The organism is Dyadobacter chenwenxiniae (assembly GCF_022869785.1).
In the GTDB taxonomy this organism is placed as follows: Bacteria; Bacteroidota; Bacteroidia; order Cytophagales; family Spirosomataceae; genus Dyadobacter; species Dyadobacter chenwenxiniae.
The window spans coordinates 3669636-3682406 of the sequence record NZ_CP094997.1 but is presented as its reverse complement, the minus strand read 5'-3'; the positions used below and the strand labels follow the sequence as shown (position 1 = coordinate 3682406).

Genomic DNA, 12771 nt, shown 5'->3' with positions numbered 1-12771 from the left:
TTAATTGTTTAGCGGAAATGTATCTACAACAAACTGATCATATAGCGTTTTTACTTCGTCCATTGTGATATTGAGCAGATAGAGTGTTTTGAAAACCTCCGGTAGTTCTGATTCAAGGAAACGCTCCTTTTTGTAAATCAAAATACGCTGTTGCGCATCTTCGGTCACCGAATAACCAATGCCCCTTTTGTTAAAAATGATCTCCTTATTCTGTAAAAAATCATACGTCCGCATTACGGTGTTGGGATTCACTTCCAGCATTCCGCCGAAATCCCGCACAGACGGAATGCGCTCGTTAGGAGGCCATTTCCCCAGCAAAATCTGCTCGCAGATGTAATCTGCAATTTGCAGGTAAATAGACTGTTTATCTTTAAATTCCATGAATGCGTTTTTTAAACTTCTTTTTCTTTTAGTCGTAAATAGGCCATGTACCAAAAGCTCACGATAAAAAGTGCCGTGAAACCTTGTATAATATGATAAGCGCCTTCCGGGTGTGTGATATGCAGTTCATTTATTCCTGCAACCATATTTTGACCATCGAAATACCAAATCTGCCAACCGGCAAGTGGCAAAGTGTTAATCCTGGATGGATAGTGGGTCAGATAACCCGACAGCATAGTGTGGGTCGTGAACACAATAAGCACGGCAATGACGATGAACGCCGCGGTTTTGACATATGACCGTTTCGAAAAATAGATTGACCCTAAAAACAGAATGCTATGCAACATCAAATAGGCAAAACAAAAGTAGACCGCTAAATCCGGTTTCATGTACGGGTATTTGTAGCTGTTAGCGGGGAACTGGGCATTGGCAGCATCAATCGTTTTGTAATGCAACTGGAAAAAAAGAAGTAAAAATGGAATGATGAACACCAAATTGTAGAAGAGCGCACTGAGAAATTTCTCCAAATTCGAGGCTGGCAGCATTAAACTGCTGATGGAAGTTGGAAAAGCGGAATAATGCGTCATGGCACTGCCTGTGTAAAAAGTAGTTGCAAAAAGCATAACCATGAAAATAGCCATATAATGCAAAGCCTCGTAAAAGCCCACTGGCTTACTCGACGTTGTGATGGGGAGCATCATTGCAAGTAATAAAACCAGCAAGATTGCGGCGATCAATAAGTAATTTTTGCCGCGCTCAAAAAAGTCGAGCTTGATGACGAGTGCGAACCGGTGAATGTTAAATGTCTGATTCATAATAAAAAGCGATCAATTGATGACAGGAAGCAGCGATTGCGTGAGCATAGCCAGCAAAAGCAACAGTAGGAATAAGAAAAACTGCGTCATTTTTTGCTAAAAATTTGTCTGATCCGTTCCGGGTTGCCGAGCACTGCGTTGAACAGATATTCAAGATCCACGCGGCTTTCTTCCAGGTCTGAATTTTCAAAAACAGCTTTATAACCCTTCATTGATGGTTCGGAATAAATAACGCGATCATCATATTCGATGCTCGGGAGTGTGCCGAAACATAACTTTTCAGCCACTGTATCCAGACTGTGTTGAATCAATATCTTGCTGTTTTCCAGAATGATGATCGAGTCGATCAGGTTATCGAGGTCGCGCACCTGGTGTGTCGATATGAGGATAAGCCTGTTTTTGTCAAGATTCGTTGAAACCAGTTTCCGGAACTGGCTTTTTGAAGGAATGTCCAATCCGTTAGTCGGCTCGTCCATGATCAGAATCTTCGTGTTGGTGGAAAGCGCAAATGCAATCAGGAACTTTTTGCGCTGGCCATAGGACATGTCTGTCAGCTTGTTACCCTCCGGCAAATCCATGTTCGCAATATATCCGTCAAATTGCGCCTCATCGAATTTAGGATAGAAAGGAGCCATCATTTCCAGATATTTTTTAATCGTCACCGAAGGCAGGTAAATTTCTTCCGGTAAAAAGAAAACGTCTTGCAAAAATGCAGGAAGCCGCTTTTTTGGTTCATAACCAGCAACAGTAATGTTGCCGTCCTGCGGAAAAAGCAGTCCCACGATATTCCGCAGCAAGCTCGATTTGCCCGCGCCATTCGTGCCCAGCAACCCGTAAATGTGCCCGGCTTCCAGGTTAAGCGACAAATTTTCAAACAGTTTTTTCTTCTTACTATATCCAAAAGTTACACGGTCTAGGTGGATCATTTTCAGAATTGTTTAGTGTTCTAGTTAAGTAGTACACTGTAAAGGTAAAAGTCTGTAACGGATAAGCAAGATTTTGTGAAAATAATTTTTGGAATTGAATGAAAGGAGAGTTGATCCGGCGAATGGTGAAATTTATATTCAGTGAGGTCGGGACGTTTTAACTAGCTGTTACGGAGCAATTTCTGATAATCTGCCTGCGTGTCAATATCTACGCTGCCGAGTGGAAATGGGATAGAGGTCGCGTCGTCGGTGAACTTTTTAACAAGCTTTTTAGCTCCTTCTGCTCCGCTAAGGGTTAGCAGTGCAGGAAAATATCGATTAGAAAACAGAACAGGCGTTCCAAATGTATTGTCGTATTCCGACGCAACAATGCCAAATTTAGTTTCTAATGCTTTGTCAATTAATACATTAAATAAATCAGATGTAACAAACGGCTGGTCGCTCACTGCGAGAATAACTCCTGCAATGTTCGGATGCATCGTCATGAGTTCTTGGACCCCAGCCACTATTGATGAAGCCATTCCACTTTCCCAATTTACATTCTGAACGGCGTGGTAAGAGAGTGAAGCTAATTCCTCTTCGATTAATGTTGAATTGGAACCGGTTACTACAATCACAGTTGCACTTTTCGCTTCGATTGCAGCTTTGGTAACGTGCCTGATGAGCGTCTTGCCTTGATATTTCAGCAGTTGCTTCGGTTCGCCGAGTCGTGAGGAATTGCCGGCGGCAAGAATAATGGTCGCATATCCGGACGCCTGATGCATATTTAGGATTGTGAAGTTTGAATTTCACAAAGAAAATCTTCCCTTGTGGATTTGTGATAATCCACTTTTTGATCTGATCTGCTGTGAATAGGCTCGGGCTTTTCACGCAATGAAATTCCGGTTCTGCCATTTAGAACGGCTTTGATTTCCGCAAGCACCGACAATGCGATTTCTTCTGATGTTTCAGCGCCAACGTCCAATCCAACCGGTCCGAAAATTTTGGATTTTTGCGCGTCAGTTACGAAAATTCCTTCATTTCTGAGATCGTCATACATTCTTTCGAGTTTCTTTTTTGGGCCCAGTGCACCTATATAAATGCAATCTTTCAGATTGATCAACTCTTTTAGCAGCGCCAGATCGTAGTTATAATTATGCGTCATGAGCACAAAGAATGTTTGTGCGTCAGTTTCAATTCTGGACAGCACTTCGGATGCCTTTGCGACAATCACATTGTTCGCTTTTGGAAAGCGTTGCTTCGTTGCATGACCATTCCGGCCGTCGACAACCGTAACGTCCCAACCTAAAATGTGCGCCATTTCAGATAACGGAACGGTGTCATTGCCAGCGCCCGCAATGATCAGCGCCGGAGCCGGACGCAGATATTCCACAAATCCGGTGAGTTTTTGACCATACAAAATAAATTCTTTGAAAAACGATTCCTGTCGTTCTTTTACCAGCTCAGCCTCGGGAATCAGTTGTTCTAAAAGATTATGATCCGACACATTATTAATGGTGATCTTGTCCGTTTCCAGATCCAGGAAGCAAGTGCCAGGCTGGCTGGCAGTTCTCGAACTGAGTGAAAAAAGGGTGATCACCACTGCATTCTGACGCTTTTCGAGTGCCAGTTTCATAAGCGCAACAGGGTTTGCGGCATCATCCGGATGAATAGGTTCAAACAGAATATGGACTATGCCGTTACAGCCGAGCTGAACGCCAAGTGTTGTGTCGTTGTCGTCCGTTGTATCGTAGGTAACAAGTTTGTTTTTTTGTTGAGAAATTGCCAGCAATGCTTTTCTGAGCGCATCTCCTTCGAGGCAACCGCCACTAATAGCGCCCGTGAGCTGTCCATCGTCGGTGACGAGCATACGCGCTCCGGGCCGTCGGTAGGATGAGCCTTCTACATGCACAACTGTTGCCAGTGCCGTTTTTTTTCCGGCCGCAACTGCAAGGTCATATGACTTTATGATGTCCGTAATTTCTTTCACTTCTATGCTCCTTTACAATTTTAGAAATGACCTTTACAGCGTGATCTACTTGTTGTTCCGTAGAGAACCTGCCAAAGCTGAACCTGAATGTGTTGTGAATCAGTTCATTGGAAAGGCCCATCGCTTTTAACACATAACTGGGTTCAAGTGTGGCGGAGGTGCAGGCCGAGCTTCTCGAAAATGCAATGTCGCTGCCTGCTTCGAAAATCATTTTTTCGCCGTCTATATCGTGAAATGAAATGTTCGTCGCATGTGGCAAGCGCGGCGCATGACCGGCATTAATGTCAATGTTGTCCAATTCCAAAATCTGCTTTTCAAAACTGTCGCGAAGTACGCCCAGGCGCTCGTTCTCAGAAGTGATCTTTTCTGCGCAGATTTCGCACGCCTTACCAAAAGCCACGATGCCGGGGACATTGAGTGTGCCGCTGCGCATGTTGCGTTCGTGGCCTCCGCCATCGATTTGTGCGGTCAGCGTAACCGTCGGGTTTTTCTTTCTTACATAAAGTGCGCCAACGCCTTTTGGACCATACAGTTTGTGGGCGCTGAAAGCCAGCATATCAATGCCATCTGTCTGCACATTGACCGGAATTTTACCAACAGCCTGTGTTGCGTCTGTAAAAAACAGAATGCCACGGGCTTTTGCAATGTCGCTTATTTCTTTAATCGGCTGGATCACGCCCGTTTCATTGTTGGCATACATCACAGCAATCAGGAATGTGTCTGGCGTTATGGCTTTCTCCAGCACTTTAAGATCAACCAACCCATTTGACTGAACAGGCAGATAGGTGACCGAACCGCCTACGTTTTCAATATGCTTGCAAGTGTCCAGAACAGCCTTGTGTTCAGTTATAATGGTGATAATGTGCCCTTTCTTTTCAGGATCATTTTGCCAGGCACCTTTAATAGCAAGGTTTACTGCCTCCGTGGCGCCGGATGTAAAAACGATTTCCTGTGGATGAGATCCGATCAGGCCGGCAATATTTTCGCGGGCAATGTCAACTGCTTCTTCTGCTTCCCAGCCATAAGCGTGCGTGCGGCTGGCTGCATTACCGAATTTTTCCGAAAAGTAGGGCAACATCTCTTCCAAAACCTTTGGGTCCATTGGAGTGGTTGCATTATTATCCAGATAAACGGGCAAATTTAAACTCATGGCAACAGAAGTGAATGTTTATTTAGAAAACAAAAACCTTCTTTATAGTTCAAAATAAACAAAAAACCATCTCGAATTGAGAAACTCATTTTTGAAACTTATTATTTATTTTTGCGTTAACTCTATGACCTTAGTAGATTATATCGTCCACTTAAATCTTTATATATTATGTCACTTCGACTAGGAGACATCGCCCCTGATTTCGAGGCAAATACCACACAAGGCCAGATTAAGTTTCACGAATGGCTGGGAGACAGCTGGGGATTGTTATTTTCTCACCCTGCCGACTTTACACCTGTTTGTACAACTGAACTTGGAAAAACGGCTCTTTTGCAAGGCGAGTTTGAGAAGCGCAATGTGAAAGTGCTTGCAGTGAGTGTTGACGACATTGATTCTCACAATCGCTGGATTCCGGATATTAATGAAGTGAATAACACCGAAGTTAATTTCCCGATCATCGCCGATGAAGGCCGCAAGGTTGCTGAACTTTATGATATGATCCATCCTAATGCAAGCGAGAAGTCAACAGTTAGGTCTGTATTCATCGTTGGTCCTGATAAGAAAATTAAGCTTACACTGACTTACCCAGCTTCCACTGGCCGTAATTTTAACGAAATCCTGCGTGTGGTTGATTCGCTTCAACTCACTGCAAATTATTCCGTTGCAACGCCAGCCGACTGGAAAGATGGCGAGGATGTGATCGTTGTGCCGGCAGTAAGCACAGAGGACGCACAAAAGAAATTTACAAAAGGCCTTAATATTGTGAAGCCTTATCTGCGTTACACGCCACAGCCAAATAAATAGCCTGGCAGCAGTAATCCGGTCCGGCCATAAAAAAGAGGATGTCTGTTCACAGGCATCCTCTTTTTTATGGCCGATTAAGTATGAAAGATTAGCTTTCGTTTTCGAGCACTTCTTCCGGCTTGATCATTTCCTCACCGTAGTAAATCATATGCCGGGCTCCCTGATAATAAAACCAGATCGAAGCGCCCATGCTGATGTGGCTAATGTCATTGTAGTTAAACCATGGCCCGAAACTGAATTTCAACGCATGCAAACCAGCCGATACGGCTCCTAGTCCCGTTGCAATGAATATATTGACGCTTCCGGGATCCTTTCGCTTTTTGTAAACATAAATTTCTATTAAAAAGAGCATGAGGAAAAGCCCGTAAAATGCGTGGATTTCTACAACCACAAAATTCAGCGTAACGAAGGTGAGGACGAAGAAAATAACGAGCTCGACATAATTTAGCCAGCCCAATATCAACCCGTTACGTGCGTGCAAAAGTGGTTTGATATGCCATATGGCGGCCCGTTCGAACAATGCTACGGCGATCATACTGGCAAACCAGCCGGGGATTTTTCCGGGTTGTCCGGTCAGGTAAAGAAATCCGTGGCCGAGAACGCCGCCGATTGCGGTGGCAATTCCCATAAACAGGAAAAAATACTGGATCTGCAAATACATTCTATGCGCACGGCCTAATTTGTTTAACTGGAAAAATGCGTAGATGCATATTATGGTCATCATCAGACTGGTGATGACAGTCGAAGGTTCCAAAATGGTTATTCCAAAAACCTGGATCTGGTGAACCTTGCTGAAATCAATGGCAACTTCATTCATGAACGGAAGAGTATTTTAAATATTAATATAACAAAATTATACCACGATCCGGAAATGACATCTCATTTCCCGGATAATCTTCCAAGTATGCTTATATTAAGCATATATTTGAGGCGAATAAAACGTTATTATACGGAGTAGTTTTGGTATTTTTTTAATGCGGATTATCGCTTGAGTAGTTTCCATTTTTAACATTAATTGCATGAAATGGTCTTTCGTAATTCAACAGAAATTAAAAGCAGCATTGTTGCTGGGAGGCATTATGGCGCTGATCATACTGGCTACACTGCTGTCCAGGCACAATATGGAGGGAATCGACAAGTCATTTTCGTCTATTTACCAAGACAGGCTTATACCAGCTACGACGATCATTTATTTAACCGAAAATCTTTACGGGAAGCGCCTTTCGCTGGAAGAATATTTACTGACGAATGGCGCAGGAAATGAAAGTGAGATAAAATCACAATTAAGCGCACATAACCAGCGTATTGACTCGCTGATCGCCGCATTCGAAAAAACGTATCTTGTGGATGAAGAGGCAAAAAGCCTCACGACCTTCAAGACCGAAGTAGTGAAATACACCGCGTTGGAAAAATCGGTGTTAAACCTATGTAATGCAGGTGAGCAGGAGGAGGGCAAAAAGCTTTTTGCCGGGGCGGGAGCAAACACTTTCAGGAACACGATTACCAATTTGAATGAGCTGACAAACATTCAGTCGAGCATTGGAAAGGATTTGATGAAGGAATCTAAAAGTGACATTGCCAGCTTTGGGATTATTTCTTTCCTGCAAATTGGGCTGGCGGTGGTTATCGGCCTCATGTTGCTGGTTCTGATACAAAACTCAGCGATTATTAATAAACCGAAAATCACAGGTGAGAAAAACCGGCATTTTAACCTTAATTAGAACGACATTAAACGCAAAAAGGTCAGGATTTCCTGACCTTTTTGCGTTGTTGATAAATATGTCACTGACCTACTTTGCGGCCTTTCAAAGTTTCTCTTGAATTTTTAACCTGTTTCAATAGGTCTTTCTTCACAAATAAACGGGCGCCGTTTCCGCCTTGCAAATCGAATGTGCGTTCTTTGTAGTCAAACTTATTGTTTGGCAGCACATCCAGAAAATAATTCTGTCCGCTCAAATTGAACTTCATTCCTTTGGTATCCTGTTGCGTATCATCCCATGAAACGTGGATAACGCCATTATCCGAGCTCAGTGCCACACCTGGCGTAAACGGAAGCACATTAATGGTTTGAATGCTCTTGCCATTGCTCATTGTGATCTGTCCTTCAGGATTGACTTTAATGTCGTTCGGATCGGAAACTTCTCTGCGAATGTTGATGGCCTTGTCGTTGAAAAACTGGACTTTGGCTATCTCAATATTTGCTGATTCCAGGTCGCGGCGAAGATCTTCCGTAAACACTGTATAATTAGAGAGAGGGACGGAATTCATTGTGGTGCAGGCTGATACTGCGCTCAATAAAAATACGCCTGCAAAAAGTTTTTTAATAAGATTCATGTTACTAATTGGTGTTCTGAATGAACGGTTTGGATGATTTTAGTTGAGTTGTTTACAGATCGCAATATTAAGAAAAAAGCCAGTCAGTTACCAACCCCTTGATTTTATGCAATTGATTTAGCATTCCTGACAATCTGTCAGCCAAACCGCTTTTAACTGTATTTGGAACGCATATTTGAGTTCGGTATTGCAGAGTAGAAAAAACAATTTCTTCAATAATATAAACAAAAACGGCATAACTATGGAATCAGTGATTCAGGAAAAAGGAAACCTAAGCATTCATACCGAGAACATATTTCCGATCATCAAAAAATTCCTTTATTCGGACCACGAAATATTTTTACGAGAATTAGTATCCAATGCAGTTGACGCCTCTCAGAAAATCAAAAAACTGGCTTCTTACGGCGAATTCAACGGAGAGCTGGGCGACCTTAAAGTGGTTGTAAAGCTTGATAAGGAGGCCAAAACCATTACGATCAGCGACAATGGGATTGGTATGACTGCTGACGAGATCAAAAAATATATCAACCAGATTGCATTCTCCGGTGCCACTGAATTTGTAGAAAAATACAAAGACAAAGGTGAGGACGGAAAAGGCGACAAAGGCATAATCGGTCACTTTGGACTTGGTTTTTACTCTGCCTATATGGTTGCGGAAAATGTAGAGATCATTACAAAATCTTACAAGGAAGGCGCGGAAGCTGTTCGCTGGGAATGCGATGGCTCTACGGAATTTGAATTGGGTCCGGCGGAGAAAGCAGAGCGCGGTTCGGATATTATCCTGCACATTGCTGCTGATTCTGAGGAGTTTCTGGACGAACACCGTTTGCGTGGCATCCTTGAAAAATATGGTAAGTTTCTTCCGATTGAAATTGAGTTCGAAGAAAAGGTAATCAACAACCCGAATCCGATCTGGACAAAAAATCCTGCTGACCTGAAAGACGAGGATTATCTGGCATTTTATAAAGAGCTTTATCCGTTCAGTGAAGATCCGCTTTTCTGGATCCATTTGAATGTGGATTATCCGTTCAACCTGACAGGGGTTTTGTATTTCCCTAAATTGAAAAATGATTTTCAGGGACAGCGCGAAAAAATCCAGCTTTACAGCCGTCAGGTGTTCATTACGGATGAAGTAAAAGACATTGTTCCCGATTTCCTTCAATTACTCCACGGTGTAATCGACTCGCCGGATATTCCGTTGAACGTGTCGAGAAGTTACCTGCAAGCGGATGGTAATGTGAAGAAAATCAATGGCTATATCACCCGTAAAGTGGCGGATAAGCTTTCTGAGATCTTTAAGAACGACCGCGAGGGTTTTGAGAAGAAGTTTGATGATATCGGCCTTTTTGTAAAATATGGCATCATCAGCGACGATAAATTCTATGAAAAAGCGAAGGATTTCTGCCTGTTGAAAAATACGGAAGGCAAGTTCTTCACATTTGAGGAATATCGCGAGCATGTGAAAGGCAACCAGACAGACAAAAACGACACCCAGGTTTGGCTTTATACAACGGATGAGAAAAAGCAGGATGCATTTATCCAGTCGGCCAAGAAACGCAGCTATGACGTCCTGACTTTCACCACGATCATTGATTCACATTTTATCAATGCGCTTGAACAGAAACTTGAAAAAGTGAATGTGAAACGTGTGGATGCGGATACGCTTGACAAACTGGTTGAAAAGGATGTAACATTAGAAAGTATTCTTTCCAGCGATGACCAGGATAAAGTGAAGAAGATTTTTGAGGAAGTGGCCGGAAGCAAGAGCGCTCACGTTCAGGTAGAAGCGATGCCGGTGGACGAATTGCCTGTTGTGATCACATTTCCTGAGTTTATGCGTCGTATGACGGACATGCAGGCGACTTCGGGACAGCGTTCGATGTTTGGTGACATGCCATTAATGTATACCGTTTCGCTTAATTCCAATCACCCGGTAATTAGCCGCGTGTTGCAAACTGAAAACGAAGAGGAGCAGAAATCGCTTGCCAAGCAGGTTTTTGATCTTGCATTGCTTTCGCAAGGTTTGCTTTCAGGAAGCGATTTGACGCAATTTATTCAGCGCACCGTCTCGACTTTGTAAGCTGTAACCAGACTAGACTTACCAAGTCTTCAAGACTTGGTAAGTCTATCGCACAAAAAAGCCCGCTAATATTCGGTTAGCGGGCTTTCTTTATATGGTAAGTCAGGATTATTCTTTGCCTGACAGAATCAATCTTTTAAGTTGTTCCAGTTCATCCCATTTCTGGTCCCTGGCCAGCAATGCTTGCTTTGGCCAGGAAGTCGGGTTTTGGATCTGAAACCGTGGACCGGCTTTTTTCAAAATAGCCGCGATCCTGATAATGGAAGTGTCTGCTAGCTGTTCAATGGTACGAATGCCTTCCCGATTGAGCAATTCTTCAATTTTCGGCCCGATCCCTTCAATAATCTTCAAATCTTCCATTAGCTGCATGCTTAGCGGTTCATGGAGATCAGGAATTCCTCGTTGCTTCTGGTGCCTTTCATATGTTCAAGCAAGAAGTCCATAGATTCCATAGCATTCATGTCGGACATGTGTTTTCTAAGGATCCACACTTTTTTCAATGTTTCTTTATCCAAAAGCAAATCTTCACGACGCGTACCCGATGCCATCACATCGATAGCGGGGAATACACGTTTGTTGGAAAGCTTGCGATCCAGCTGCAATTCCATGTTACCCGTTCCTTTGAACTCTTCAAAGATTACTTCGTCCATTTTAGAACCTGTATCAATCAGCGCCGTGGCAATAATCGTCAGTGATCCGCCATTTTCAACATTTCTCGCCGCTCCAAAGAATCTCTTTGGCTTATGCAATGCATTGGCATCCACACCACCTGAAAGGATTTTACCGGATGAAGGAACCACTGTGTTATATGCACGGGCAAGACGCGTGATAGAATCCAGCAGGATAACCACGTCATGACCACATTCAACCATTCTTTTGGCTTTTTCCAAAACAATGCTCGCAACTTTCACGTGACGGTCTGCCTGCTCATCAAATGTAGAAGCAATCACCTCAGCTCTCACGCTGCGCTGCATATCCGTAACCTCTTCCGGACGTTCGTCGATCAGCAGGATCAAAAGGAAAACTTCCGGATGGTTGCGCGTGATGGCGTTTGCAATTTCTTTTAACAAAACAGTTTTACCTGTTTTGGGCTGCGCAACGATCATTCCGCGCTGCCCTTTTCCGATCGGAGCAAACAGATCGAGGATCCTTGTAGAATATTGATCAGGACGTGAGCTTAGTTTTAAACATTCTTCCGGGAAAAGCGGCGTAAGATATTCGAAAGGAATACGATCCCTGATCTCCTCTGTTGTCTTACCGTTAACTGTTTCAACACGAAGCAACGCAAAATATTTTTCACCTTCTTTCGGCGGGCGAATCTGTCCCCGCACGGTATCACCGGTTTTCAAACCAAAAAGCTTGATCTGAGAAGGCGAAACGTATATATCATCAGGACTAGCCAGGTAATTGTAATCTGCCGAGCGAAGGAAACCGTAGCCGCCGTCCTGCATAATTTCAAGGACACCTTCGTTAACGATCAGTCCGTCAAACTCTCTAACGTAGTTGTTGTAATTGCGCTTAATTTTCGAAGACGGATCGTCGCGGTGGGCAGGCTGTTGAGGTTGCTGCGATTGGCGGTCGTTTGCTTCGTTAGGCTGTTGAGGTTGCTGCGATTGACGGTCGTTTCCTTCGTTAGGCTGATTTTGTTGGTTCGGCTGGCGGTTTTGCTTTTCTTCTTTCGCAATCGCAGCAGCTTCTTCAATGGTTGTTTCATGTTTTTCCTGAGCAACTTCCTCATTTACAGGCGTAACTTCCTCGGGTTGACTCACAATTTCTTCTTTGCCCAAATCATTCAGCGTATCGCTGTCAGAATCCGCTTCTTCACGGATATCCAAATTCTTTGGTCGGTCATTTATATCGGGACGCTGATTTCTCAGGGAAGTATCAAATAGGGGAGCAGGTGAAGGAACTTGCGATGCACTGTCTTTTTTCATTCTTGCCGACCTGTTATTTGCATTTGCCGGCCTGTTGTTCGCAGGTTTCATCGTATCCCCGGCAGCGTTCTCGGCTGGCCTTCGTGCTCTTTTTTTCTTTGGCTCGTCGGAGTTATAACCATCCGAATCTGAGGCCGTCGGATCAACCGGGGCTGCCTCCGGTGTATTGTTAACGGGCTCGGAAGCTGTGGATGCTTCGGTAGCCGGTACAGGTTCCTGTTTAAGCAGGATTCTGTTAATCAATTCTTTCTTAGGGAGTTTAGCATAATCCGCAACACCAAGGTTGCCAGCTATTTCTTTAAGCTCTGATAAAAGCTTAATGTTCAATTCATCAATTGTAGGCATACAGACAAGGGAAAGTAAAGTAACACTTTACCA

General features: G+C 43.6%; 13 protein-coding genes. 3 read left to right on the top strand and 10 right to left on the bottom strand.

Annotated elements, in window-relative coordinates; genetic code table 11:
• The 6 genes from MUK70_RS15730 to MUK70_RS15705 form a co-directional block, all read right to left on the bottom strand.
• Positions 1–381 (bottom strand): GntR family transcriptional regulator, encoded by a 381-nt coding sequence (locus tag MUK70_RS15730; protein WP_234653620.1) that lies wholly within the window; start codon positions 379–381, stop codon positions 1–3.
• 11 nt (positions 382–392) lie between these two features.
• A complete protein-coding gene (locus tag MUK70_RS15725) occupies positions 393–1196 on the bottom strand; it encodes a hypothetical protein (RefSeq protein ID WP_234653618.1) in 804 nt (267 codons plus the stop codon).
• Between the two features lie 86 nt (positions 1197–1282).
• A complete protein-coding gene (locus MUK70_RS15720; protein WP_234653616.1) occupies positions 1283–2122 on the bottom strand; it encodes an ABC transporter ATP-binding protein in 840 nt (279 codons plus the stop codon).
• Between the two features lie 161 nt (positions 2123–2283).
• Entirely contained in the window at positions 2284–2886 is a 603-nt protein-coding gene (locus tag MUK70_RS15715) for a nucleotidyltransferase family protein (RefSeq protein WP_234653614.1), read from the bottom strand.
• 2 nt (positions 2887–2888) lie between these two features.
• Entirely contained in the window at positions 2889–4091 is a 1203-nt protein-coding gene (locus tag MUK70_RS15710; protein ID WP_234653612.1) for an XdhC family protein, read from the bottom strand.
• A complete protein-coding gene (locus MUK70_RS15705) occupies positions 4057–5241 on the bottom strand; it encodes a cysteine desulfurase family protein (RefSeq protein ID WP_234653611.1) in 1185 nt (394 codons plus the stop codon). The genes MUK70_RS15710 and MUK70_RS15705 overlap by 35 nt, the downstream gene beginning before the upstream one ends.
• A gap of 168 nt (positions 5242–5409) precedes the next feature.
• Between MUK70_RS15705 and MUK70_RS15700 the strand changes: the two genes are divergently transcribed.
• On the top strand, positions 5410–6045 hold the full coding sequence (locus MUK70_RS15700; protein ID WP_234653609.1) for a peroxiredoxin: 636 nt from the start codon (positions 5410–5412) through the stop codon (positions 6043–6045).
• 88 nt (positions 6046–6133) lie between these two features.
• Here the strand turns inward: MUK70_RS15700 and MUK70_RS15695 are convergent, their stop codons facing one another.
• Positions 6134–6862 (bottom strand): DUF6962 family protein, encoded by a 729-nt coding sequence (locus MUK70_RS15695; protein ID WP_234606288.1) that lies wholly within the window; start codon positions 6860–6862, stop codon positions 6134–6136.
• Positions 6863–7064: 202 nt separating this feature from the next.
• Between MUK70_RS15695 and MUK70_RS15690 the strand changes: the two genes are divergently transcribed.
• The gene (locus tag MUK70_RS15690) at positions 7065–7766 is read left to right on the top strand and encodes an MCP four helix bundle domain-containing protein (RefSeq protein ID WP_234653607.1); all 702 of its coding nucleotides are present in this window, start codon (positions 7065–7067) and stop codon (positions 7764–7766) included.
• A 61-nt stretch (positions 7767–7827) separates the two neighbouring features.
• Here MUK70_RS15690 and MUK70_RS15685 read toward each other — a convergent pair whose 3' ends face one another.
• Positions 7828–8313, bottom strand: a complete 486-nt coding sequence (locus MUK70_RS15685; RefSeq protein WP_234612099.1) for a hypothetical protein — start codon at positions 8311–8313, stop codon at positions 7828–7830.
• Positions 8314–8620: 307 nt separating this feature from the next.
• On the opposite strand from MUK70_RS15685, the gene htpG reads away from it, so the two are divergent.
• The gene (htpG, locus tag MUK70_RS15680) at positions 8621–10459 is read left to right on the top strand and encodes a molecular chaperone HtpG (RefSeq protein ID WP_234653605.1); all 1839 of its coding nucleotides are present in this window, start codon (positions 8621–8623) and stop codon (positions 10457–10459) included.
• A gap of 108 nt (positions 10460–10567) precedes the next feature.
• On the opposite strand, the gene MUK70_RS15675 is transcribed toward htpG, so the two are convergent.
• Positions 10568–10819, bottom strand: a complete 252-nt coding sequence (locus tag MUK70_RS15675) for a helix-hairpin-helix domain-containing protein (protein ID WP_234653603.1) — start codon at positions 10817–10819, stop codon at positions 10568–10570.
• A gap of 11 nt (positions 10820–10830) precedes the next feature.
• Positions 10831–12738, bottom strand: a complete 1908-nt coding sequence (gene rho / locus MUK70_RS15670) for a transcription termination factor Rho (protein WP_234653601.1) — start codon at positions 12736–12738, stop codon at positions 10831–10833.
• Positions 12739–12771 lie beyond the last annotated feature (33 nt).

Excerpts from the sequence above, each read along its gene's own strand:
- MUK70_RS15730 (WP_234653620.1), bottom strand. The coding sequence starts at position 381 with ATGGAATTTAAAGATAAACAGTCTATTTACCTGCAAATTGCAGATTAC.
- MUK70_RS15725 (WP_234653618.1), bottom strand. The coding sequence starts at position 1,196 with ATGAATCAGACATTTAACATTCACCGGTTCGCACTCGTCATCAAGCTC.
- MUK70_RS15720 (WP_234653616.1), bottom strand. The coding sequence starts at position 2,122 with ATGATCCACCTAGACCGTGTAACTTTTGGATATAGTAAGAAGAAAAAA.
- MUK70_RS15715 (WP_234653614.1), bottom strand. The coding sequence starts at position 2,886 with ATGCATCAGGCGTCCGGATATGCGACCATTATTCTTGCCGCCGGCAAT.
- MUK70_RS15705 (WP_234653611.1), bottom strand. The coding sequence starts at position 5,241 with ATGAGTTTAAATTTGCCCGTTTATCTGGATAATAATGCAACCACTCCA.
- MUK70_RS15700 (WP_234653609.1), top strand. The coding sequence starts at position 5,410 with ATGTCACTTCGACTAGGAGACATCGCCCCTGATTTCGAGGCAAATACC.
- MUK70_RS15695 (WP_234606288.1), bottom strand. The coding sequence starts at position 6,862 with ATGAATGAAGTTGCCATTGATTTCAGCAAGGTTCACCAGATCCAGGTT.
- MUK70_RS15690 (WP_234653607.1), top strand. The coding sequence starts at position 7,065 with ATGAAATGGTCTTTCGTAATTCAACAGAAATTAAAAGCAGCATTGTTG.
- MUK70_RS15685 (WP_234612099.1), bottom strand. The coding sequence starts at position 8,313 with ATGAATTCCGTCCCTCTCTCTAATTATACAGTGTTTACGGAAGATCTT.
- htpG (WP_234653605.1), top strand. The coding sequence starts at position 8,621 with ATGGAATCAGTGATTCAGGAAAAAGGAAACCTAAGCATTCATACCGAG.
- MUK70_RS15675 (WP_234653603.1), bottom strand. The coding sequence starts at position 10,819 with ATGGAAGATTTGAAGATTATTGAAGGGATCGGGCCGAAAATTGAAGAA.
- rho (WP_234653601.1), bottom strand. The coding sequence starts at position 12,738 with ATGCCTACAATTGATGAATTGAACATTAAGCTTTTATCAGAGCTTAAA.